Below are 25154 nucleotides of genomic sequence, written 5' to 3'. Positions count from 1 at the left end.
TAAATTTGACGCATGGTTCTAGTTACGGGAGGTACAGGATTGGTTGGGTCGCATCTGCTATTAAATTTGGCAATGAGCAATACTGAGGTAAGGGCAATATACAGGACTCCCTCTAAACTGGACGCCGTTAAAAAAGTCTTTTCCTATTATGTTGACAATCCCACAGATTATTTTAATAAGATTGATTGGGTACAGGGCGATATCCTAGATATACCTTCTTTAGAAAAGGCATTTTCCGCCATAGATTATGTTTATCATACCGCAGCGCTAATATCTTTCGAACCAAATGATTTTACAGCCTTGGAAAAGACAAATGTAGAAGGTACGGCAAACATTGTAAACCTTTGTATTGATTTTAAGGTGAAAAAGCTTTGTTATGTGAGTACTATTGGTGCCATTGGTAGAAGCATTAACGGCAATAAAGCAACTGAAAATAATGAATGGAACAGCCAACACACTAATGTTTATGCGTTAACCAAGCAAGCTGCAGAAATGGAGATATGGCGTGGGTCCCAAGAAAATCTTCCTGTAGTTATTATAAATCCAGGTGTAATCTTTGGGCCTGGTTTTTGGGAAACAGGTAGTGGAAGATTCTTTACAACAGCACAAAAGGGATACGCCTATTATCCACCAGGTGGCACCGGTTTTATCGCCATTGGAGATGTAATTAAAATAATGCGCGGACTTATGGCTTCAAGTACAAAGGGAGAAAGATTTATTGCTATTGCAAAAAATAAATCCTACGCCAATATTTTAGAAAAAATTGGGGAGAATATGGGGAGAAAACCACCTCATAAAAAACTAGCATTCTGGCAACTAAAAATCGGTGTCTATATGGAACTCCTTAAACATGTTTTATTAGGTAAAAAAAGAACGATTACAAAAAACACTATTTATTCCTTAAAACATCCAGAAGAATATAATAATTCAAAAATCAAAGAAGCCCTTGATTTTGAATTTGAACCTTTAGAGAAGGAAATAAAATTTTGTTGTGAGAAATTTATTTTGGAGCGTCAGTCATTGGTTTATCAGTAGATTCAGGTGATTTAGTACCTATTTTTTTAGATTCCCGTTCTAACGATTTTAAACTATCATTCACTTTTTTCAACTCCTCTATCTCCGTTTTTTCCTTTGATATTATTTCATCGACCTTAGTATAAATTGCCTCATATTCCAAAGGAATGGAGGCATAATACTTATTGCTATCCACAAATTGGACACTATCTATTTTGTATTTATTAAAGACATAACTGGTAGGGTCAATTCCATTGTCCTTTAAAACACCAATATTAATACCTTTAGCTGCATTTACCACTGCCAAATCCTTCAAGATAAGTATCATTTTATCTCTAGGAATTAAATTGGCTGGTGGCTCTATTAACTTTTCACCACAAGAAATCAATAGGCTCAAACAAACAAAGGCAATTACTTTTTTCATGGTCTATTAAAGGTGAGTCTTTTGGCGTTTCTTTTTTCGGAAAATTTTCCATTCGTATAGGCTAAATGCCCATTGACCAAGGTATGAAGTATTTTTGTGGAAAAGGTTACCCCTTCAAAAGGTGACCAACCACATTTGTACGAAATATTGTCTTTGGTAACTTTCCATGAATTATTTAGGTCAACTGTTACTAAATCTGCATAATAGCCCTCCCTTATAAAACCTCTCTTTTCAATTTGAAATAATTTAGCTGGGTTGTGACACATTTTCTCCACTATTTTCTCCAAAGAAATTATACCATCCTTATGTTTTTCCAACATTGCCGGTAATGCATGTTGTACTAAGGGTCCACCGCTTGGTGCCTTTGTGTAAACATTATCTTTTTCCGATAATAAATGAGGTGCATGGTCTGTAGCTATCACATCCAATCTATCATCTAAAAGTGCATCCCAAAGTTTATCGCGATCGTTGGCTGTTTTAACAGCAGGGTTCCATTTGATTAGAGAACCCTTATCTTCATAATCACGCTCTGAAAACCAAAGATGGTGAATACACACTTCTGCCGTTATTTTCTTCTCCTCTAACGGAATGTCATTTCTAAACAAATTCGTTTCCTTACCTGTTGATAAGTGAAAAACATGTAACCTGGCACCCGTTTTTTTCGCAAGGGAAATAGCCTTGGATGAAGAAAGATAACAAGCTTCCTCACTTCTAATCAAAGGATGGTATTTCATGGGTATATCATCACCATACTCATTCTTATAACGCTCAAGGTTCTGCCTAATGGTAGTTTCATCCTCGCAGTGAGCTGATATAACCAACTCTGTATTCCTAAATATAGCCTCAATGATATTCTCATCATCCACCAACATATTACCTGTAGATGAGCCTAAAAATAATTTAACGCCAGAACAAGCATTTTTATCTAACCGTTTAAGCTCTTCTAAATTATCATTGGTTCCACCGAATAAAAATGAATAGTTTGCAAAAGAAGTTGATTTTGCTATAGCAAATTTTTCTTCCAATTTTTCAATTGTGGTAGTTTGTGGCACAGTATTGGGCTGCTCCATAAAAGTGGTAATGCCCCCTGCTACCGCCGCCCTACTTTCTGTCGCAATATTTCCCTTATGTGTTAAACCGGGCTCTCTAAAATGCACTTGGTCATCTATAACCCCCGGTAGGACAAATGCTCCGTTAACCTCAATAACTTCGGCCGTGGCATCACTTATATCTCTAGAAATTCTTGATATTATTTCACCATCTATAAGAATATCGCTTTCTTTAACGACACCCTCATTAACAACTTTTCCTCCTTTTAAAAGTATTCTCCCCATTATTTAAAATCTATTTTTTTGAAAAAGGCTACGTAATTTCATTACTAAAACACCCCATACTGCCTCACTAATAATAGATGAACTCATCTTGGATTTACCCTTAACCCTATCCCTAAAAATAATAGAGACTTCTTCTATAGAATAGTTTTTAAGGTAAGCTCTAAATTTCATTTCTATCTGGAATGCATAGCCAACAAAACGAACTGAATCCAAATCTATATGCTCCAGCACATGTCTTTTGTAACATACAAATCCTGCTGTTGGATCATGTACCCGCATACCAGTAATCATTTTAACGTAGAAAGACGCACCGTAGGACAAAAGGACCCTGTACAATGGCCAGTCTACCACGTTTACCCCTTTTTTATATCTAGACCCAACAGTTACATCGGCTCCATTTTCACACGCTTTGTGTAACCGTAATAAATCGGTTGGATTATGTGAGAAATCTGCATCCATCTCAAATATGTATTCATACTTTTTGGCAATAGCCCACTTAAAACCATGAATATAAGCGGTTCCCAAACCAGACTTTTCCTTTCTTGTCTCTAAAAAAAGCCTATTGTCATATTCCTGTTGTAATTTTCTAACAGCATAGCCAGTACCATCTGGTGAGTTATCATCGACTATTAAAACATGAAAATCCTTTGGTAACTGAAAAACAGCTCTTATAATGGCGTCAATGTTCTCGATCTCATTATAAGTGGGAATTATTACAATGCTGTTGGACATAAAAATAAACGTATTTGCACAAAAGTAATGTTTTAAAAAACGGTGGTAAAACTCCGTTATTAGCTTTATGATATTTTTAAAAAATGAATCCAGACTAGAATTTGTAATTTTGCCTACATTAAACCCCAATAATGTTGAACCAAATCCCAAAACACTTCTATTATTTTCTTGGCATTGTCTTGGCCGTGAATTTAATACAGGCAATTTTTACAGAACTTATTTTTGACGAGGCTTACTATTGGTACTATAGTCAAAATATGGCTTGGGGTTATTTTGACCATCCTCCAATGGTGGCATTACTTATAAAAACAAGTAGCCTATTATTTAATGGTGAACTAGGAGTTCGTTTTGTTAGTTGCATTCTCTCTGCGGCTAATTTGGCGGTATTATGGTTATTAATAGACAACCCTAAAAAGAACGAATACATTACAGAATTTTTTGTATTGGTATTTTCTATGACCTTATTAAATGCCTATGGATTCTTAACACTTCCTGACACACCGCTGTTATTTTTCACTAGTTGTTTTTTACTTACCTATAAAAAATTTATTGAAGAGCAAAGTTGGCTTAAAGCTTTACTCCTAGGTGTTTTTATGGCGGCATTAATGTATAGTAAGTACCATGCAGTTTTGGTTATCTTATTTGTGCTTTTATCCAACTTAAACCTTGTTCGAAATAAATATGCCTGGTTTTCAGTTATCGTTGCTCTAGTCTGTTATGCACCTCACTTTTATTGGCTGTATGACCAAGATTTTGTCTCCATAAAATATCATTTGTATGAAAGACCTAATGGAGCTTACCGTTTTGAAAAATACACCCTAGGTTTCTTTGTGAACCTAGTGGCAATTTTTGGTCTCACATTTCCATTTATATACTATTCGCTGTATAGGACAAAACCCAAGGATTTGTTCATTAAGGCTTTACTGTATTTAACTTATGGAGTACTACTTTTCTTTTTTATATCCAGTTTTAACCGCAGGGTGCAAACGCAATGGATCATTATAATTTGCATTCCTTTGGCGGTGCTTGTTTATAATTATATGTTGAAGGATAACAAGACCCTTAAATGGATTTATAGATTGGGAATTATAAATATTGTCCTGATTCTTTATTTAAGGCTTGGACTTGTACATCAGCCTTTGTTGTTTAATGTGTTTTATGAAACCCATGGCAATAAAGATTGGGTCAAAAAAATAAGGGATGAGGTTGGCGATATGCCAGTAGTGTTTGAAAATTCATATAGAAACGCTCCCATGTATGCCTTTTATTCTGGCAACCATAATATCTTTTCATTGAATAATGTCCATTACCGTAAAAACCAATATTCAATTGATGATTCTGAAGAAAAGGTTAGGGGTAAAGATGTGCTATATGTTTCTAGATTTATTAAAGATGGTACTTTTCATTATACCAAAACCGATGGTGGTGAATATCATGGAAAGTATATCAAGAATTTTAAGTCCTATAGAAAACTGGAATGTATTATAGATCAAGAAGAGCTTCCTGTAACTGCAGACCAAGAAATAAATCTAAAGATTTACAATCCGTACGAATTTAATATTCCATTAAAAGAATTAAAATTTGCAGTAGCTTATCTCGATTCTTATAAAAAACCTATTGCAATATTGCCTTCTCCTGTAAAAGTTAACCAGAATATTGAACGTCTGCTAGCAAAAGATACCACTAGTTTTAAAATACGTTTACCTTCGTTTAATCAAAATGCGGCCAACTTTAGAATAGTGATTTCAGAAAACAATCTTTATTTTGGACTACAAGGTAAATCAACACCAATGAACTAATGGAACCCATTCTTAGATATAGTGATAAAGTAGATTGGATTACCATACTAATTTTTGGAAGTCTCTTGTTTATAATAGGTGCTAAAATCCTCCATTATTCCAAGTTTATCAATTTTATCATTTTGCCTTTTAACAACAAGTACATTTTTATGTATAGTAAAAAAGAAAAATTATTTAACAGGTTTCATATACTTCTCACTACTTTTCAGATTATAAACACCTCACTTTTTATTTTTCTGGCATGGAATACCTTCAAACACTCAACTTATGAGGTACTTTTATATCTGCTGATCTTAAGTGGTTTTTTTCTTTTCATTGTTATAAAAACTGTTGTGCAATTAGGTAATGGTTTTATTTTTGGCAACTACCGTATTTTCAATGAAATTGTGTTTAAAAAAACATCTTATCTTAACTATAGTGGCATTGTACTTTTTATTGCCAATTTGATTTTGGCCTATGTTTTCCCTAGTTCCCAATTTATTGTTTTTTTGGCGATATCATTATTTGTGTTAATCAACTTAATTGGTTGGGTTACAGTGGTAAAAAATCACCAAATATTAATAAGCAATTATTTTTTCTATTTTATTTTGTACCTTTGCGCACTCGAAATTGCACCCTTAATTATAATGGGAAGCTTTCTTAAATAGTGCGCCATATGAAAGTAAAAACTATTTTGGTCTCTCAACCTGAACCAAAAATGGAAAATTCTCCCTATTCCAGACTTATTGACAAAGAAAAGGTCAAGGTTGATTTTAGACCTTTTATACATGTCGAAGGAGTTGATGCAAAAAACGTGCGTCAACAAAAGATAGACTTGAACGATTATACAGCAATAATTCTAACAAGTAGAAACGCTGTAGACCATTTTTTCAGAATAGCGGAAGAAATGCGTTTTAAGGTACCGGACAGCATGAAATATTTTTGCCAGTCCGAGGCTGTAGCCTATTACTTGCAGAAATATGTGGTGTATAGGAAACGAAAAATCTATGTTGGTAAAAGACAATTTTCAGACCTTATACCGTTAATAAAAAAATATAAGGACGAAAAGTTCCTACTTCCTTCTTCAGACGTTCTAAAGCCTGATGTTCCAGAAACTTTAAATGAATTGGGAATTTCTTGGAAAAGAGGTATTTTCTATAAGACGGTTATTAGTGACTTATCCGATTTAAGAAATGTTTACTATGACGTTTTGGTATTCTTTAGCCCTTCTGGAATAGAATCATTATTACACAATTTTCCGGATTTTGAACAAAAAGACACAAGAATAGCCGTATTTGGAAATTCCACGGTAGATGCTGCAAATGGTGCTGGTCTAAGAATCGACATTCAGGCACCTACGCCTGAAACACCCTCCATGACAATGGCGTTACAGAAATATATCACTAGTGTAAATAAATAAAAATATTTACTTGTAAAATAAAAAGGCCCCGTAAATACGGGGCCTTTTTACATCTTTAAAATGCATATCGCTGTGGTCCACCCCGTCTTATTTCCTCACTGGAATATTGTTCAAACTTTTTAAAGTTCTCCCTAAACGCATTACTTAGTTTAAATGCCGTAGTATAGTACTTTTCATCATTGTTCCAAGTAGCCCTTGGGCTTAAAACACTTGTTGGTACTCCTGGACATTCCCTTGGCTGTGCCACCCCAAATACAGAATGTATGTGATACTTATCATAAGAATATAACCCTAACTCACCACTTAAGGCAGCACTGATCATTGCCCTGGTATACTTTAATTTCATCCGGGTTCCTATACCATAAGGGCCACCTGTCCATCCCGTATTGACCAACCAAACATCTACACCCGATTCCTTCATTTTTTTACTTAACATCTCCGCGTACTTTGCAGGATGCAACGGCATGAAAGGAGCACCAAAACATGCTGAAAAAGAAGGTTGTGGTTCTACTACTCCCGTCTCCGTACCGGCTACTTTTGCCGTATACCCAGATATAAAATGATAGGCAGCCTGACTTGGGGTTAATTTAGATATAGGAGGTAATACCCCAAATGCATCGGCAGTAAGAAAAAATATATTCTTTACGTTTTCACCTATAGATGGCTGTTGTATATTATCTATGTGGTAAATCGGATAACTTACCCTCGTGTTTTGTGTAATTGATGTATCGGTAAAATCAACGTTTCCAGAATCATCTAATACTACGTTTTCTAAAATAGCACCCGGTTTAATGGCACCATATATTTCCGGTTCCTGTTCTTCTGATAAATTTATTACCTTGGCATAACAACCTCCTTCAAAATTAAAAACAGTATTTCTGCTTGTCCATCCATGTTCGTCATCACCTATTAATTTTCTATTCGGGTCTGTAGATAAGGTTGTTTTACCTGTTCCGGACAGCCCAAAGAAAATAGCGGTATCACCATCTTCCCCAACATTTGCCGAACAGTGCATTGGTAATGTTTCCTTATATACGGGTAAAATAAAATTAAGCGCAGAAAATATTCCTTTCTTAATTTCCCCTGTATACCCAGTGCCACCTATCAAAGCTATCTTCTCGGTGAAATTTAATATAGCAAAATTATGTTGCCTTGTACCGTCTACTGCTTCATCGGCAATAAAACCAGGCGCATTGATTACGGTCCACTCTGGAATAAAATCCTTCAATTCTTCTTTAGTTGGCCTTAAAAACATATTGTAGGCAAACATATTTGACCAAGGGTATTCATTTATTACCCTAATATTCAACTTGTAATCTTGATCGGCACAGGCATAGCTATCTCTTACATAAACCTCTTTTGTATTTAAATAATCCAAAACCTTTGCGTATAACAGATTAAACTTATCCGCTTCAAAAGGTATATTAATCTCTCCCCACCAAATTTTGTCTTTGGTAATATCATCTTTAACAATAAAACGATCTAGAGGTGACCTTCCGGTAAATTCACCAGTATTTATAGCTAATGTTCCATTTTTGGTTTCAACACCCATATCATTATCCAATATTAATTCTTGCAACTCCTCTGGACTTAATTGATAATGAATGTTTTTATGGGTTATACCATTCTTTTTTAAAGATATTGATCTCGTTGTTGATGATATGTGTTCCATAAGTTTACTTATTTGAAGTAAAATTATAAAAATTAAACCTGAACCTTTGAGAATCAAGGCTTAATTAAGTCTAAACCTCGTCGAAATACGAAAATGGCCATAAACGGTCTAATAGTTAGTATTATCCTAAATGAAACAATATGTTTTATTTAATAATTATTACTAAATAGTGATAATGAATACTTTATTATTGATTTAGATTGTATTTTTTATGAAATAGTTATTTTTTTAATCAAAAAAACAATCTTTATTCAATGTTAGTATTATGGGTAAATTCTTTCGTTTTATACTCTAATTTTAATAAAATGAATGGACTAATAATCCCAAACTAATTCCTACCTACCCTTAGATCCATAAACAGCTTCATCCCTTGCGAAGCGATAGTAATTTTAAATCTTTTACTGAAATACATTTCATTCCCTAAGATTATCCGGAAAACCATCAATGGCAATATCCCAAAGTTCAGGAAGTATAAAATACACAAAAATGGTAAGGACGACAATGGATATAAGGTTCATAAAAAATCCCTTATTAACCATATCAGGTATACGCAGATAACCCGAACCAAATACCACAGCATTTGGTGGCGTAGCAACGGGTAACATAAACGCGCACGAAGCCGCTACTGCAGCACCCACCATTAGTACAAATGGGTGTACATCTATACTAAGTGCCATCGGTGCCAATACTGGCAAAAGCATTGCCGTGGTCGCTAGGTTGGATGTGATTTCTGTTAAAAAATTTACCGCTGCAATGAGCACCAAAACCAATATTATAATTGGCAGTCCAGACATCGCTGTCATTTGATTTCCTATCCACAGTGCCAGGCCACTTTCATCAAATCCTTTTGCCAAGGCCATTCCACCACCGAACAACAGAATTATTCCCCATGGCATTTTAACCGCTTCATCCCAATTAATGAGTTGCCTCCCTTTAGTTTTAGACGGAATTATAAACAGGACTACCGCAAAAAATATAGCTATAATCGTATCATCCAAATTAGGTAGCATTTTCTGAAGTAAGAAAGAACGTGTAATCCAACAGAAAGCGGTCAAGGCAAAAACAACAGAAATAATTTTTTCTTCGTAAGTAATATTCCCCAATGCGCTTTTTAAGCGCTTAATTTCCTTCTTACCACCAGGAAATTCAGTTTGTTTAAAGGTAAATGCATATTTCGTCAGATACTTCCAACAAATAAAAATGAGTATAACAGAAATAGGCAAACCAAAAACAAACCATTGCATAAAGGTTATTTCATAGCCATAGGTATCTAACACGACCCCTGCCAAAACTAAGTTTGGTGGTGTTCCTATTAACGTGGCCAATCCTCCTATAGAAGCACTATAGGCAATGGCCAACATCAACGATTTACCAAAAATTAGATTTTCATCTTCAATGGTATCGGGATTATCTTGTAGTTGCTTTATAATAGCTAAACCTATTGGCAACATCATTACCGAGGTTGCCGTATTGGATATCCACATAGATAAAAATGCGGTTGCCACCATAAAACCCAAGATTATCTTTCTAACATCAGAGCCAATAAGATGAATAATGTTTAAGGCGATTCGCCTATGCAGGTTCCATTTTTCAATGGCGATCGCAATAATAAATCCACCCATGTATAAGAATACATATTTATGGCCAAAAGACCCCGAAGTTGCCGATAAATCCAATCCGCCAGACAATGGGAAAAGAATCAAAGGCAACAACGCTGTAACGGCAATGGGTATGGCTTCGGTAATCCACCAAATGGCAATCCACACCGTCGATGCCAAAACTGCGTTGGCCTCTTTTGAAAGTCCCTCTGGGTGAAAGAAAATAAGAATCAACAAAAATGAAAGTGGTCCTAATAATAGCCCAATTAACTTACTGTTCTTCATATAAGAATCATTAAAAGCTAAAAATAGACATAAACCCTTTTAAAATAAAAGAAAGTAACTTTTGAAAGTGAAGGCTACTTAAATTCTTTAGATTGTAAGATCGTTATAGCTAAATATATCCATGCCGCAATTAAGAATATACCACCAATTGGCGTTAAAAATCCAATACTTTTAAAATCAAATAAAGTTAAATCGTTGATCGATAGTAGATAAATTGAGAATGAAAATAAAAAAACACCTATAAGCACCAAATAGTAAACAATCTGCTTCTTTTTATTGGACAAAAAGGGCAACGACCCAACCACAAATAATAAAAACACATGGTACATTTGGTAACGGACACCCGTTTCAAAAGAATTTACCGCATCTGCCTCTACCAACTTTTTTAAGCCATGTGCACCAAAAGCACCAAGGACCACAGCCAATATACCTAAAATACATGCCGTTGTCAGAATTGTTTTTTTCATAACTTTTTAAGATGTATTTTTTATAAATGTAACATTTTGATATCTTAGTTTATCCTAATCAAACAAAAATAAGGAATAACATGTTGCGAAAAATAATGCTAGTTGGTGCCGGGAAATCCACCTCTTATTTAATTGACTATTTGCTTAAAAAATCAGATGAAGAAAAACTGCAATTAACCATAGGTGATATAAATCCAAAATCCATTGACAAAGAAATTAAGACCCATCCAAATTGCGAGGTTATTGCCTTGGATATATTTAATGACGAAGATTTAATTACCTCCATAAAGGATTCCGATATCGTTATTTCCATGCTTCCTGCTAGGTTTCACCTCATGGTAGCAAAAGTTTGTTTGGATTTTAAGAAACATCTTGTTACAGCGTCATATGTGAGCCCAGAAATAATGGCCATGGATAAAAAGGTAAAACAAAGCGGTTTGATCTTCATGAATGAAATTGGTCTAGATCCAGGTATAGATCACATGAGTGCCATGAAAATAATTGACAGTATAAGGCATAAAGGAGGCAAAATGCTATTATTTGAATCCTTTTGCGGTGGATTGGTAGCACCAGAGCATGATAATAATCTGTGGAACTACAAATTCACTTGGAATCCCCGAAATGTGGTACTTGCCGGACAAGGGGGGACTGCAAAATTTATACAGGAAGGCACCTATAAATATATTCCATACCATAGACTGTTTAGACGTACAGAATATTTTGAGATTGAAGGTTTTGGTCGTTTTGAAGGTTATGCAAACCGAGATTCATTAAATTACAGGGAAGCCTATGGATTACAGGATGCCCTAACTATTTACAGGGGCACCATGCGCCGTGTAGGTTTTTCCAAAGCTTGGAACATTTTTGTACAACTTGGCGCAACCGACGACAGCTATACCTTAGAAAACTCTGAAAATATGAGTTATCGGGAGTTTATAAATCTTTTCCTTCCCTATTCCCCAACAGATTCTGTTGAATTAAAATTACGTCACTACCTAAAAATAGAGCAAGATGATATTGTATGGGACAAATTACTAGAGTTAAATTTATTTGATCAGGACAAAAGAATAAATATCCCTAATGCCACTCCTGCCCAAGCCTTACAGAAAATCTTGGAAGACAAATGGACATTACAGGAAGTTGAAAAAGATATGATTGTGATGTACCATAAATTTGGATTTGAACTCAACGGTGAAAAAAAACAGATAGATGCTAAACTAGTTGTAATTGGAAAAGACCGCAAATTTACGGCAATGGCTAAAACCGTAGGATTACCTGTGGCCATTGCAACCATTCAAATCCTAAACAAAAAAATCACATCCCCAGGGGTTCAAATCCCTATTACCAAAGAAGTATATGAGCCTATTCTACAGGAGTTAGAAGAAATGGGAATAAACTTCAAGGAATATGAAGTGCCTTATTTAGGATATAATCCAGATTCTGTAATGAGTTGATATTTTAATTTGAAATTATTATTTTTACTTTCATATTGAAATTAGAATTAAGTAAATGGATAATAAAAATGTAAAAATTGATGGTATTGACAAGAAAATCCTAAGATTTTTAATGGAAGATGCACGAAAACCTGTCTTGGAAATAGCCCGAAGTATAGGTATTTCAGGTGCGGCAATTCATCAACGCCTTCGTAAATTGGAATCCTCTGGTTTATTGGCAGGTTCAAAATTTATTATTAATCCCAAAGCAATGGGCTATACCACTATGGCCTATATTGGTATTTATTTGGATAAGGCAATGAGTAACCCAAAAGCGGTGCAGCAATTGAAAAAAATTCCTGAAGTACTGGAATGCCATTATACCACTGGAAACTGGTCTATACTTATCAAGATATTATGTAAGGACAATGAGCACTTGATGCATGTATTAAACAAGGAAATTCAACAAATTGAGGGTGTCTCAAGAACTGAAACCTTTATCTCCCTTGCCCAACAAATAGATCGTCAGATTACCATATAAAAAAAGCCCCTTTCTAATGAAAGGGGCTTTTTCAAATTTTGTCAACACAAGGCTAATCTCTTCCTCCTAGGACTTGTAAACCCCAGTATACTAGTGTTGCCAAGGAACCAATAGCGGCTACTAAATATGTTCTAGCTGCCCACTTAAGTGCATCTTCTGAACCTTTAAATTCCCCTTGGGTCACAACATTTTTATTTTTCAACCATGCCAATGCCCTGTTACTGGCATCATATTCTACCGGTAAAGTTATAAAGCTAAATAATGTAGCCATAGCCATCATTACCAGACCAGCAACGGCAACCCAATAGCCAAAGCCTACACCTGCAGCGGCGCCCAAGGCCAAACCGCCGAAAACGATCCAAGTAGACATCCCAGAGGTTACACTTACCACAGGCACCAACTTAGAACGCATAGTTAGCCACTCATACGCTTGTGCATGTTGCACAGCATGTCCACATTCGTGTGCTGCAACGGCAGCAGCAGCAGCGTTACGCTGATTATACACCCCTTCACTCAAATTAACCGTTTTATTTTTTGGATTATAATGATCGGTAAGCATTCCTGGTGTTGAGATTACCTTTACATCACGTATACCATGATCGGCCAACATTTTTTCCGCGATTTCTGCACCACTCATGCCATTTTGAAGATGCACTTTAGAATATTGCTTAAACTTACTTTTTAAACGACTGCTTACCAGCCAGCTCACCAAAGCAATGGCACCTATCAATATATAATATCCCATCATAACTATTCAATTTTAAATTCAACTAAATATAATAAAGATTCCCTTTTATTACTGAAATCTGCTTTTTGAAATGCAAAAACCCCGCCAAACCTAAAAATTACATTTTAGATAAGGACAGGGTATTATTTTACTGACAAATTGTACAATTATGCCAAGGCACCTTCCCAGCCAAATGCGTCTATAATTTCCTCATATACCACCTTACCAGCAACAATACTAAGGCCTTTTTTAAGTGCATCATCCTTATCACATGCCGCTTCCCATCCCAAGTTTGCCAATTTTAAGGCATATGGCAAGGTTACATTAGTCAAAGCCATAGTAGAAGTATATGGCACAGCTCCCGGCATATTCGCTACTGAATAGTGTACCACATCATCAATAATGTAAATAGGGTCTTCATGGGTCGTTGGCCTTGTTGTTTCAACACATCCGCCTTGATCAACGGCAACATCCACAATTACGGTCCCTGGGCGCATTTCTTTTAACATATCCCTAGTTATTAAATTAGGTGCTTTAGCTCCTTTTAGTAATACACCCCCAATAATAAGGTCATGTGTTTTAATATGTTTACGGATATTGAACTCATTGGAAAATTCTGTAACCACATGTGGCGGCATAACGTCATTAACGTAGCGCAAACGTTTCATGTTGATATCCAGTATGGTAACATGGGCACCTAAACCAGCTGCCATTTTTGCAGCTTGTATCCCTACAACTCCAGCACCTAAAACCAATACTCTTCCAGGAGCAACACCAGGAACACCTCCTAATAATACACCTCTTCCCTTTACTGGTTTTTCTAGATATTTGGCGCCTTGTTGTATGGCCATTCTACCAGCTACTTCAGACATTGGTGTTAGTAGTGGCAAGGTACCATCCTCGTCCTCTACCGTTTCATAGGCAATGCAAATTGCCTTACGCTTGATCATAGCCTTAGTTAAGGACTCACTGGATGCAAAATGAAAATACGTGAATAAAATCTGACCTTCTTGAATCATATCATATTCTAGTTCTATAGGCTCCTTAACCTTTACTATCATTTGGCTCATGGCATAAACCTGACCTATGGTGTCCAAAATAACAGCACCTACTTGTTGATAATCTTTATTGAAAAAACCGCTCCCTTCACCTGCTCCAGATTGCACGTAAACGGTATGGTTATTCTTTACCAGCTCAAAGACACCAGCTGGCGTCATGCCAACTCGACTTTCATTGTTCTTAATTTCCTTAGGAATACCAACAATCATTGTTATATAGTTTTGAATTAAGCAGCAAAGTTGTGACAATTTGAACACTTTTCAAACATATATTCGACAAAAAGAGGGGTCAAAAGGTTTAATATTACGTATTTTTATATTATACCCCTATTTTTTATAGGGTTTATTTTGTAAAATTTATATTTTACTTATAACGAACCCCAAAAAAATAGAATAATCGTTTTCATTTTTATTTTTCACCCATAACACAAGTACAACCTAGGCATAAAAAAAAGAGGCGATTTTCATCGCCTCTAAAACATTCAACTATAGTGGTGTTATTTACCCCACTATATTCACAATCTTGCCAGGCACCACAATAACTTTTTTAGGGGTCCTGCCCTGTAATTGTAGCTGCGTCTTTTCATGTGCCAATACTGCGGCCTCTATTTCCTCTTTAGATAATTCCAGGGATAGTTCCATGGTGAATTTCATTTTGCCATTAAAGGAAATTGGGTAATCTTTACTTCTCTCCACCAAATAACTAGCGTCAAATTTTGGAAAGGGAGCTGTTGAGATGGACGTATTATGCCCTAATTTTTCCCAAAGTTCTTCCGCAATATGTGGCGCATAAGGCGATACCAAAATGGCCAATGGCTCCAGAATTTCTCTACTGGTGCATTTTTGTGCAGATAGTTCGTTAACGCATATCATAAAAGTAGATACCGACGTATTAAAACTAAAGTGCTCAATATCTTCCTCTACTTTTTTAATGGTCTTATGCAAGGTTTTCCATGACTCTTTTGAAGGTTCTTCCTCACTTACCTTAAAGGAAGCGTTTTCACCAGTGTGGAATTGTCTCCACAACTTCTTTAAAAAGGAATGTGTACCGGTAATACCTGCCGTGTTCCATGGCTTGGATTGCTCCAATGGTCCCAAGAACATTTCATATAAACGTAGACTGTCCGCCCCATACTCCTCGCAAATGGCATCTGGGTTGACCACATTGTATTTGGATTTCGACATTTTTTCCACTTCCCTACCAACTTTAAAAGAACCGTCCTTCTCGGTTATAAACACGGCATCTGCATATTCTGGACGCCATTTCTTGAAACCTTCAACATCTAATTCATCGGAAGAATTAACAAGAGAAACATCAACATGCAGATCTAATAATTTCACAGAAATTTTCGGGGCATTTAGATTCTTTAATCGTTCTAATACAGCATTTGGCCCATTTAATTGCATATTTATTGAATCATAGGCCGACTCCCTCAACCCTATTAAATCATTAGGGCAATTTTCTTTTGATGATAATAGAATGTTTCGTATTTCATCTTTTCTACCTGAAGTAACGAAATATTGTTTATCGATAAGGTTCTTGTTGTTAATCAATACCCTGTACACAAAAGCACTCGTCCCCGTAATCATTCCCTGATTAATGAGTTTTTTTGCAAACTCATCTTTGGGAACCAAGCCCTTATCAAACATAAACTTCTGCCAAAAACGGGCATACAACAAATGCCCCGTGGCATGCTCACTACCTCCAATATACAGGTCTACATCTTGCCAATAACCAATAGCATCCTGGGAGAATATCTCCTCAGTATTATGCGGGTCCATATACCTATTGAAATACTGTGAACTTCCTGCCCAACCTGGCATGGTATTCAACTCTAGAGGAAAAACAGTGCTATTATTTATGTTTTTATTATCAACTACCTGATGGTTCTTGGTATCCCAAGCCCAAACACTGGCATTGCCCAATGGTGGTTCCCCGGTTTCTGTTGGCAAATACTTCTCAACCTCTGGTAATTCGATAGGTAAATAGGCAGCATCTATCATTTGTGGCATCCCGTTAGCATCATAATACACGGGAAATGGCTCGCCCCAGTACCTTTGTCGGCTAAATACAGCATCACGTAAACGATAGTTTATTTTTCCTTCACCTTGTCCTAATTGTTCCAATTCAAAAATGGCACGTTTTACAGCTTTTTTATAAGGTAATCCATCTAAGAAATCTGAATTCGCAATAACGGTTTTATCCTTATCCGCAAATGCCTCTTCAGAAATATCTACACCTTCAAAAATATTGGGAATTGGAATATTAAAATGTTTGGCAAAATCATAATCACGCTGATCACCACAAGGCACGGACATTACCGCTCCAGTACCGTAACCGGCCAGTACATAGTCGCCAATCCAAATAGGAATAGGCTCTTTTGTAAACGGATGCTCAGCATAGGCACCGGTAAATGCACCTGAAATGGTTTTTACATCGGCCATACGGTCGCGTTCTGAACGCTTTGCCGTAGCATCAATATATGCCTCAACTTCAGATTTTTGATCCAGAGTGGTTATTTTAGATACCAATTCATGCTCTGGTGCCAGAGTCATAAAAGACACCCCAAAAATAGTATCAGGTCTTGTGGTAAAGACTTCTATTTGGCTATCGACTCCGCTCAGGCCCTGGATAGAATTTTCATGCAATTTAAAAGTTACACTAGCCCCTTCACTTCTTCCTATCCAGTTGGTCTGTGAATCTTTCAGTGGCTGTGGCCAATCTATTTTTTCAAGTCCGTCTAATAAACGCTGTGCATACGCGGTAATTCGCATGCTCCATTGTGTCATTTTCTTGCGTATAACTGGGTGACCACCACGTTCAGAAACACCGTTTACAATCTCATCATTGGCCAAAACCGTCCCTAAAGCAGGACACCAGTTCACTTCACTTTCGGCCAAATAGGTTAGCCTATACTTCAATAAAATTTCTTGTTTTTCTTTATCAGAAAACCCATTCCATTCCGAATTGGTAAAAGTAGCTATGTCATCATCACAAACCGCACGGACTTCTGAATTACCCATCGTTTCAAAAATGGAAATTAGATGTTGAATGTCCTCTGCCTTATCAGTCTCCTTATTGTACCAAGAATTGAACAGTTGAATAAAAATCCATTGCGTCCATTTATAATAACTAGGATCCGATGTCCTTACCTCACGACTCCAGTCAAAAGAAAAGCCCAACTGATCCAACTGTCTCCTATAGGTCTTAATATTTGCCTCTGTGGTAATAGCCGGGTGCTGCCCAGTTTGAATGGCGTATTGTTCTGCTGGCAAACCAAAAGAGTCATAGCCTTGCGGATGCAATACATTAAAACCTTTATGCCTTTTGTAACGCGCATAAATATCACTAGCAATATACCCCAACGGGTGCCCTACGTGCAAGCCTGCACCTGAGGGATATGGAAACATATCAAGCACGTAAAATTTTTCCTTGTCAGATATGTTATCTGCCTTAAATGTTTGGTTCTCTGCCCAATATTTTTGCCACTTGGCCTCAATTTCGTTGAAATTGTAATTCATCATCAATTCTTAAAAAAAACGACCATATCCCGGTTGTGTAATCACAAATAACCACGGTATGGCCCTTTAGTTTTCAGTGACAAAAATAGGTCTATTCGATGAAAGTCAAAAAGATATTGATGATTAACACCTATATGCCTTATTGAAGTTAATTTTTGTTCAAATACAGTATCTTTAATTCTGTGAAATTTACTGCATATAAATTACTGCCGCTTATCTTGATCATACTTGGTCTCTACACTTTGGAAACCAAGGCCCAACTTGGCTTTTGTACCGGAAGCTCAGGAGACCCTATTTTTATGGAAGATTTTGGTACTGGTCTCACAGATGGGCCAGCCTTGCCTTTGGGTACAACTACATATAATTTTACTTCCGGTGCGCCAGATGATGGCTATTATACCCTTTCTAGCACCACCAACTATTTTGATTGGTACAATGCAGAGGACCATACTCCGGGGGACAATAACGGCAAATCTTTTATTGTAAATGCGAGTTTTACGGCAGGTGAATTTTATCGCAGACAAGTTTCTGGACTCTGTGAAAATACCACTTACGAATTTTCTGCTTGGTTATTAAACTTACTACTTTCCAGTTCTTGTGATGGAAATGGAATACCTGTAAACGTACGATTTCAAATCTGGGACGAGACTGACACCAATTTACTGGCACAAGGCGATACTGGAAATATAATTAACAACGGCATGCCAGAATGGAACCAATATGCCTTAGTATTTCAAACCCTACCGGGACAAACATCTGTTATTTTAAAAATGCGCAATAATAGTAATGGCGGATGTGGTAATGACCTTGCTATTGACGATATTGTATTTAAATCTTGTGGGGATTCCGTAAATGTAGCTACAATCCAAAATGAGGAAAGCATTGTAGTTTGCGAAGATCAAGGAGCAGTTGGGGCAACTTTGAAAGCTACTCCAGATTTTTCGATATTTACGACGCATGCCTACCAATGGCAGCAAAGTGATGATGAAATTGTTTGGACCGATATTGTGGGCGAAAACAACACTACTTACACTACCCCATTAATTAATAACACAAGTTTTTACAGGGTGAAAATTGCGGAAGATGCTATAAATGTATCTAATGATTTGTGTAATATACTCTCTGATGTTTTTGAAATAAAAATAGTCCCTATTCCGGTTGAACCCACATCCAACGGTAATGTGACTATCTGTGAAAACGATACTGCCATTTTGAGTGTGAGCACACCTAATGGCTATATTGTTAATTGGTACGATGCACCAACTGGCGGTAATCTTTTACAAGAAAACAGTCCTGAATTCAGTACTACCCAAGCTGGTGCGTATTATGCTGAATCTAATACGGATGAAATAAACTGTCCTTCTGCCAATAGAACCGTGGTAACAGTTACCATAAACCCTTTACCGGTTGTAACCGATGAATCTATTGTTTTTTGCGAAGGTGATAGCGCTACCTTATCAGCAGGTGTTGATAATGTCACCTACTTGTGGAACACAGGCGAAATAACAAAACAAATACTGGTAGACACCGAAGGTAATTATACTGTTGTAGTAACCGATACCAATGGCTGTTCCAATACCAAATACATTACTCTTGAACAAATAGATCTACCAATAATAGCCTCCATTAAATCTGATGGCCAAGGAATAATTGTAACCACTGCCAATGAAGGCAATTTTGAATATTCCATTGATGGCTCAACTTTCCAAGACAGTCCTATCTTTGAAATTGTCAGTGGCGGAAACTATATCATATACGTTAGGGACAAAAATCGTTGTAGCGTAGTGACACAATTATTTTTACATGTGGTAGTCCCTAATTTCTTTACGCCAAATGGAGACAGCAGAAATGATGTTTTTAAACCGGAAGGCATAGAATCCTTTAGCAATATCAATATTTCTATTTTTGACCGATATGGTAAACTGGTTAAATATGGTAACAACCAAAATACCGAATGGGACGGCACCTCTAATGGGCAACCAATGCCCGTCAATGATTATTGGTACGTATTGCAAATTGACACCACTGTTTTAAAAGGTCATTTTACCCTGAAGCGATGAGGTCTTAAATTTTAAGATTCATTTCACTTTACTTTGTTATTTTTACATTTCTATTATTAGCTATGGCCAATTCATTTGAAAATTACCAAAAACGTAAGTTGATTTCTTCATACTTCTCCGTAGTACTCAGTATTGCATTGGTTCTTTTTTTACTTGGAATTTTAGGGCTATTGGTCCTGAACACAAAAAAGATGGCAGATCGCTCTAAAGAGCAAATTACCATTTCCATTTTTTTAAAAGAAACGGCAAAGGAGGTTGAAGTTGAACAACTACAAAAGACTTTGGCCATGTCAGATTATACTAAATCTGCCACTTATGTGTCTAAGGAGGAAGCTGCAGAAAAGCATAGCCAAGAAATAGGTGAGGATTTTGTAGATTATTTGGGGTATAATCCGTTAAAAAATTCAATAGACGTTAGGCTTAATGCAGACTTTGTTACCTCAGAAAAAGTTGCGAAAATAGCGACAACCTTAGAAGAAAAAAGCTATGTGGATGAGGTAAGCTATGACAAAGTGTTAGTAGGTATTGTCGTGCAAAGTGTTGAGAAAATTGGGTTTTGGATTTTGGTAGCTAGTGCCATTTTCACCTTTATCGCCGTTTTACTCATCAACAGTTCTATAAGATTGTCTATCTACTCCAAAAGATTTATCATTAAAACCATGCAAATGGTAGGGGCAACAAAAACCTTTATTAGAAGACCTTTTATTTGGCAAAATATTAAGCTGGGTATGCTTGGTGCATTATTGGCATTATTGGCAATTGGCGGGGTTATTTACTATATACACACTAACTTTCAAGATCTTGGCTTGTTGGAAGAACCCTATATTGTTGCTATTTTATTGGTTAGTGTTTTTGTTTTAGGAATCTTAATATCATATGTGAGCACCTATTTTGCAACACAACGTTTCCTAAACCTAAGAACAGACGAATTATATTATTAAATTTGCCTTTATGAGCAAAAAGAACAAAGTGGAAAATACACAAAAACAGGAGTTTATTTTTCAAACGAAAAACTATCTGTTTATGTTCATTGGCTTGGCATGTATTGCCCTTGGCTTTATTTTAATGAGCGGTGGTGGCAGCGATGACCCAAATATCTTTAATCCTGAAATCTTTAATTTTAGAAGAATAAGACTGGCACCTACACTAGTATTGGCGGGTTTAGGAATAGAGGTTTATGCCATTTTGTTGAATCCCCATAAAAAGAAGGAATAATTGGATACATTAGATGCTATTATCCTTGGGATTATCCAAGGGTTGACAGAATTTTTACCAGTATCGTCTAGCGGTCATCTAGAATTGGGAAAAGCTATTTTAGGTGATAACTCTGTGCCAGAGGAAAGTTTATTGTTCACGGTTGTATTACACTTTGCTACGGCTTTGAGTACTATTGTCGTATTTAGAAAAGATGTTTGGGAAATTATTCGTGGGCTTTTTCAATTTAAATGGAATGAGGAGAGTCAATTCTCGGTTAAGATAATCATCTCCATGCTGCCTGCTGTTTTTGTAGGTCTATTTTTTGAAGAACAACTAGAAGCTTTTTTTGGCGGTAATATCCAGTTTGTAGGGATTATGCTTTTGATTACTGCATTACTTCTTTATTTTGCCGACAAGGCAAAGGATACGGATAAAAAAGTAAGCTTTGGAAATGCGTTTATAGTTGGTATCTCACAAGCTATTGCCATGCTCCCCGGTATATCTAGAAGTGGTGCCACAATTTCAACCTCTGTGTTACTAGGTGTAGACAAATCTAAAGCGGCCCGTTTCTCATTTTTAATGGTTGTACCCTTAATTTTTGGAAAAATTGCCAAGGATCTAATGAGTGGTGACCTTACCTTTAATGGCGAAAACAATGTTGCCATGGGCGTTGGCTTTATTGCTGCATTTATTGCTGGACTCGCGGCTTGTACTTGGATGATACAATTGGTAAGAAAAAGTAAACTTTCCTACTTTGCCATATACTGTTTAATAGTTGGTTTAATAGCCATAACCTATGGCCTTATGAATACTTAAACCCCGAAGACAAAGCAAGCTTGCAATGGAAAGTTTAACCAAGGACGATTTTTTGAGCGGTCAGTTGTTGTTAATAGACAAGCCCTTGGGTTGGTCATCATTTCAAGCGGTAAACAAACTTAAATGGGCCATCCGAAAAAAATTTAATCTAAAAAAATTTAAGATTGGCCATGCTGGTACCTTAGACCCTCTAGCCACAGGGCTTTTGGTGATTTGCACTGGAAAATTCACTAAGAAAATTCCAGAATTTCAAGGTCAGTCCAAAGAATATATAGGAACCATTACCTTAGGAGCAACTACGCCTTCCTATGATTTGGAAACTGAAATTGACCAAACTTTTCCAACAGGGCATATTACACAAAAAATTATTCAAGAAACTACTGTACAATTTATAGGGGAAATTGAACAGGCCCCTCCAATATTCTCTGCGTTAAAAAAGGATGGCAAAAGACTATATGAGTATGCCCGTGAAGGGAAATCCATAGAAATTAAAACCCGAAAAACTACGATTCTAGAATTTGAGATTGCAGAAATAAACCTGCCAGAAGTACATTTTAGAATTGTCTGTAGTAAAGGGACATATATACGATCCATTGCCCATGATTTTGGTAAAGCTTTAGCTACTGGAGGGCATTTAACAGCCTTAAGAAGAACCAAAATAGGAGATTTTAACGTAAATACAGCCCAAGACCCAATGGTCTTATCTAAACAAATATTAGAAGAATAATTATATTAAATTAGCCTAAACGCCCAATGTTTGCCAATTTTCTGTAATATTTTTTGAAAATTGAGGTTATATAAACATGAACTTAAATAGACAACAGCTTTCTTTAATTATCACCATTTTTTCAATGGCTATAATTGTGTTGGTACTCTATAATATTCATTTAGGTGCTGAGGAAGAAAAAGATGAAGACTATGTTGTTGAAATGGTTTTGGACGAAGAACGTATTGAAGAATTAGAGCAAGAAGAAAAACTGCACGAAGAGCTTTCCAATGCAGACCCCATAAAAAGTCATATGGCCTTTAACGAAACTGCAAAGCCAAGCTATGGTAATCCTGAACCACTTAAAACCCTTGAGGAAATACTTGAGGAAAAAGAAGCCATGAACGATAGTGAAGTTTCTGACCAACTCATTTCAGATTCCGAATATGCCGCCAAAGTAAAAGAATTAGCTAAAAAGCGTGAAGAAATAAAACAATCACTTGGCGAAAAAGAGGCTAAAAAAGAAGAATTTACCAATAACTTGGCGGATAAAAGAACCTCCATTTCGTATTCTTTAATAGATAGAAACAGTTATAAGTTACCACCTCCAATATATACTTGTATCGAAGGTGGAAAAGTAGTTATAAACATAGAAGTAGATGCTTTGGGCTATGTAACCGAAGCCGATTTTAACGCTAAAAGTTCTGGAACTTCTAACGGATGTTTGGTAGATAATGCCATTGCATATGCCTTGAAGGCAAAATTTAGCCCTTCAGAAAGAGCTACACAAAAAGGAACAATTACCTATCTATTTCAAGGGAAATAATTCTAATAAATCTTCCAAAATACTTTGTCCTTTATCTTTATTGTACCATAACTGAAGACTTTCCTTGAATTCAGCACTTAACATTCCGTGTTCTGCCTTATAATCCTCAACCAACTTAGTGGCTTTAGTGGAACGTGGACCCCATGTGCCTATGACTTCATTGGTATTTATGTTAATTTGAATTAATTTAGGTATAGACAAAGCACCTTGAGTCAAAAACTGCTGCATAAGCTCAAGGTTTTCATCACGAAGGATAATTTTTAATTTGATGTTCGGATTTATTTCTGCTATTTTGTTCATTAAAGGTAAAGCTGGTGAAGCATCACCGCACCAACTTTCAGTTAAAACCAACCAATCTAATTTTTCATTTAGCTGATTGATTTTTTGAACCGATTCTTGATCAAACTTCAAAACTTTGTCCCATCGTTTCATTCGATGGGTATTTAATTGGGTATAATGAATATATGAATCCGTCTGATTAGGGCCAGTAGGCTTATTTTCTAGAACTAACCTATTAACCAAATCTCTATATTCACGGTAAGATATTGCTTTGGTCAAAGCCTTGTTCACAAGATCCACAGTTGATTTCGCATTGACCGTTTTTACTTTTGTATCCATTAGAGCTTAGTAGCATTGGACGACAATTCATTACAAAGAGCGTTTCTTTATCATTCCTCCACGTGTATCATTTATCTTACCCATTACTACAAAAGCTTTTGAATCTATCTTGCTAATTTCAATAGTAAGACGACGAATTTCCAATCTGGTAATTACCGTATAAATTACATCATATTCCTTATGGATTCCATGCCTTCCGTAGCCTCCTTTTGCCTTATATATAGTTAAGCCACGCCCCAATTTTTCTATAATCATCAACCTAATTGCCTCACTTGCATCAGATACTATGGTTACCCCCGTGTATTCTTCAATACCCTCTATGACAAAATCCAATGTTTTGGAGGCCGATAAATACGTTAACATGGAATACAATGCCGTTTCTATAGACAAAAGATATGCGGCCGCCAAAAAGACCAAAATATTTATAAGGATAATAATGTCGCCAATGGTTGTACCTATTTTTCTACTCAAAAAAATTGCCAAAACCTCTGTACCATCCAAAACACTGCCTCCCCTAACAGAAAGTCCAATTCCTGCACCAAGAAAAAACCCGCCAAAAACGGCAACCAACAGTTTATCTTGGGTGATTTCTGGAAAATCAACAAGTAGTAGCACTAGGGCCAAACCAGAAATAGCCAAAGCGGTCTTAAAAGCAAATACTTTACCAATCACATGGTAACCTAGCATTACAAAAGGAACATTTACTATTAAAATTAATACATACAAGGGTATTGCAGATGTTTCTGCAATAAGCAATGATATTCCCGTTGCACCACCATCAATAAATTTATTTGGTAACAAAAAACTTTCTAAGGCAAAGGCAGCTAGAAAAATCCCAGAAATAATGAAAAAGGAATCCATAATAAGCAACTTATAATTTACCTGCTGCTTATATTGATTTAACTGCATATTTTTTTGATTGAGTT

Annotated in this window: 23 protein-coding genes; 12 read left to right on the top strand and 11 right to left on the bottom strand. The window is 36.3% G+C overall.

Annotated features, from left to right (window positions below; translation table 11 throughout):
• Positions 1-12: 12 nt before the first annotated feature.
• On the top strand, positions 13-1035 hold the full coding sequence (locus ACOCEA_RS06340) for an NAD-dependent epimerase/dehydratase family protein (RefSeq protein WP_420755370.1): 1023 nt from the start codon (positions 13-15) through the stop codon (positions 1033-1035).
• Here the strand turns inward: ACOCEA_RS06340 and ACOCEA_RS06335 are convergent.
• From ACOCEA_RS06335 to ACOCEA_RS06325, 3 genes are read right to left on the bottom strand one after another with little or no spacing between them, the layout of a single operon-like run.
• Positions 1001-1438, bottom strand: coding sequence for a DUF4296 domain-containing protein (locus tag ACOCEA_RS06335; RefSeq protein ID WP_420755369.1), 438 nt, complete (start codon positions 1436-1438; stop codon positions 1001-1003). The two genes, ACOCEA_RS06340 and ACOCEA_RS06335, sit on opposite strands and share 35 nt — an antisense overlap.
• Complete coding sequence (locus ACOCEA_RS06330) at positions 1435-2772, bottom strand: dihydroorotase (RefSeq protein ID WP_420755368.1); 1338 nt, start codon at positions 2770-2772, stop codon at positions 1435-1437. The genes ACOCEA_RS06335 and ACOCEA_RS06330 overlap by 4 nt, the downstream gene beginning before the upstream one ends.
• Before the next feature lie 3 nt (positions 2773-2775).
• Positions 2776-3504: a polyprenol monophosphomannose synthase gene (locus ACOCEA_RS06325; protein WP_420755367.1), complete on the bottom strand. Its 729-nt coding sequence runs from the start codon at positions 3502-3504 to the stop codon at positions 2776-2778.
• 131 nt (positions 3505-3635) lie between these two features.
• Here ACOCEA_RS06325 and ACOCEA_RS06320 point away from each other — a divergent pair, with 131 nt between their 5' ends.
• From ACOCEA_RS06320 to ACOCEA_RS06310, 3 genes are read left to right on the top strand one after another with little or no spacing between them, the layout of a single operon-like run.
• Positions 3636-5303: an ArnT family glycosyltransferase gene (locus tag ACOCEA_RS06320; protein ID WP_420755366.1), complete on the top strand. Its 1668-nt coding sequence runs from the start codon at positions 3636-3638 to the stop codon at positions 5301-5303.
• The gene (locus ACOCEA_RS06315; protein WP_420755365.1) at positions 5303-5950 is read left to right on the top strand and encodes a DUF4271 domain-containing protein; all 648 of its coding nucleotides are present in this window, start codon (positions 5303-5305) and stop codon (positions 5948-5950) included. The genes ACOCEA_RS06320 and ACOCEA_RS06315 overlap by 1 nt, the downstream gene beginning before the upstream one ends.
• An 8-nt stretch (positions 5951-5958) precedes the next feature.
• A complete protein-coding gene (locus ACOCEA_RS06310) occupies positions 5959-6702 on the top strand; it encodes a uroporphyrinogen-III synthase (RefSeq protein WP_420755364.1) in 744 nt (247 codons plus the stop codon).
• A 55-nt stretch (positions 6703-6757) separates the two neighbouring features.
• On the opposite strand, the gene pckA is transcribed toward ACOCEA_RS06310, so the two are convergent.
• The 3 genes from pckA to ACOCEA_RS06295 all read right to left on the bottom strand — a co-directional run bounded on the left by pckA (position 6758) and on the right by ACOCEA_RS06295 (position 10724).
• Entirely contained in the window at positions 6758-8374 is a 1617-nt protein-coding gene (pckA, locus tag ACOCEA_RS06305) for a phosphoenolpyruvate carboxykinase (ATP) (RefSeq protein ID WP_420755363.1), read from the bottom strand.
• 413 nt (positions 8375-8787) lie between these two features.
• The gene (locus ACOCEA_RS06300) at positions 8788-10257 is read right to left on the bottom strand and encodes an SLC13 family permease (protein ID WP_420755362.1); all 1470 of its coding nucleotides are present in this window, start codon (positions 10255-10257) and stop codon (positions 8788-8790) included.
• A 74-nt stretch (positions 10258-10331) separates the two neighbouring features.
• A complete protein-coding gene (locus tag ACOCEA_RS06295; protein WP_420755361.1) occupies positions 10332-10724 on the bottom strand; it encodes a DUF423 domain-containing protein in 393 nt (130 codons plus the stop codon).
• 80 nt (positions 10725-10804) lie between these two features.
• On the opposite strand from ACOCEA_RS06295, the gene ACOCEA_RS06290 reads away from it, so the two are divergent.
• Both ACOCEA_RS06290 and ACOCEA_RS06285 read left to right on the top strand, forming a co-directional pair.
• Positions 10805-12178, top strand: coding sequence for a saccharopine dehydrogenase family protein (locus tag ACOCEA_RS06290; protein WP_420755360.1), 1374 nt, complete (start codon positions 10805-10807; stop codon positions 12176-12178).
• A gap of 55 nt (positions 12179-12233) precedes the next feature.
• Complete coding sequence (locus ACOCEA_RS06285) at positions 12234-12698, top strand: Lrp/AsnC family transcriptional regulator (RefSeq protein WP_420755359.1); 465 nt, start codon at positions 12234-12236, stop codon at positions 12696-12698.
• A gap of 52 nt (positions 12699-12750) precedes the next feature.
• Here the strand turns inward: ACOCEA_RS06285 and ACOCEA_RS06280 are convergent, their stop codons facing one another.
• The 3 genes from ACOCEA_RS06280 to ACOCEA_RS06270 all read right to left on the bottom strand — a co-directional run bounded on the left by ACOCEA_RS06280 (position 12751) and on the right by ACOCEA_RS06270 (position 18005).
• The gene (locus ACOCEA_RS06280) at positions 12751-13446 is read right to left on the bottom strand and encodes a zinc metallopeptidase (protein ID WP_420755358.1); all 696 of its coding nucleotides are present in this window, start codon (positions 13444-13446) and stop codon (positions 12751-12753) included.
• A 146-nt stretch (positions 13447-13592) separates the two neighbouring features.
• Positions 13593-14693 carry an alanine dehydrogenase gene (gene ald, locus ACOCEA_RS06275; RefSeq protein ID WP_420755357.1) on the bottom strand — a complete coding sequence of 367 codons (1101 nt, stop codon included), beginning with the start codon at positions 14691-14693 and terminating at the stop codon, positions 13593-13595.
• A gap of 291 nt (positions 14694-14984) precedes the next feature.
• Positions 14985-18005, bottom strand: coding sequence for a leucine--tRNA ligase (locus ACOCEA_RS06270; RefSeq protein ID WP_420755536.1), 3021 nt, complete (start codon positions 18003-18005; stop codon positions 14985-14987).
• Positions 18006-18187: 182 nt separating this feature from the next.
• Between ACOCEA_RS06270 and ACOCEA_RS06265 the strand changes: the two genes are divergently transcribed.
• From ACOCEA_RS06265 to ACOCEA_RS06240, 6 genes are all read left to right on the top strand, one after another.
• Positions 18188-20065: a T9SS type B sorting domain-containing protein gene (locus ACOCEA_RS06265; RefSeq protein WP_420755356.1), complete on the top strand. Its 1878-nt coding sequence runs from the start codon at positions 18188-18190 to the stop codon at positions 20063-20065.
• Positions 20066-20127: 62 nt separating this feature from the next.
• Entirely contained in the window at positions 20128-21006 is an 879-nt protein-coding gene (locus ACOCEA_RS06260) for a cell division protein FtsX (RefSeq protein ID WP_420755355.1), read from the top strand.
• Positions 21007-21016: 10 nt separating this feature from the next.
• Complete coding sequence (locus ACOCEA_RS06255) at positions 21017-21280, top strand: DUF3098 domain-containing protein (protein ID WP_420755354.1); 264 nt, start codon at positions 21017-21019, stop codon at positions 21278-21280.
• Entirely contained in the window at positions 21281-22078 is a 798-nt protein-coding gene (locus tag ACOCEA_RS06250; RefSeq protein ID WP_420755353.1) for an undecaprenyl-diphosphate phosphatase, read from the top strand.
• A 25-nt stretch (positions 22079-22103) separates the two neighbouring features.
• Positions 22104-22805, top strand: a complete 702-nt coding sequence (gene truB, locus ACOCEA_RS06245) for a tRNA pseudouridine(55) synthase TruB (protein ID WP_420755352.1) — start codon at positions 22104-22106, stop codon at positions 22803-22805.
• Positions 22806-22881: 76 nt separating this feature from the next.
• A complete protein-coding gene (locus ACOCEA_RS06240) occupies positions 22882-23610 on the top strand; it encodes an energy transducer TonB family protein (protein ID WP_420755351.1) in 729 nt (242 codons plus the stop codon).
• Here ACOCEA_RS06240 and ACOCEA_RS06235 read toward each other — a convergent pair.
• Complete coding sequence (locus ACOCEA_RS06235) at positions 23593-24228, bottom strand: thioredoxin family protein (RefSeq protein ID WP_420755350.1); 636 nt, start codon at positions 24226-24228, stop codon at positions 23593-23595. The genes ACOCEA_RS06240 and ACOCEA_RS06235 overlap by 18 nt on opposite strands.
• 30 nt (positions 24229-24258) lie before the next feature.
• A complete protein-coding gene (locus ACOCEA_RS06230) occupies positions 24259-25137 on the bottom strand; it encodes a YitT family protein (protein WP_420755349.1) in 879 nt (292 codons plus the stop codon).
• Positions 25138-25154 lie beyond the last annotated feature (17 nt).

The organism is Maribacter luteocoastalis (assembly GCF_048890225.1).
Classification (GTDB): Bacteria; Bacteroidota; Bacteroidia; order Flavobacteriales; family Flavobacteriaceae; genus Maribacter; species Maribacter luteocoastalis.
This window is presented reverse-complemented; position numbering and strand designations above follow the sequence as displayed.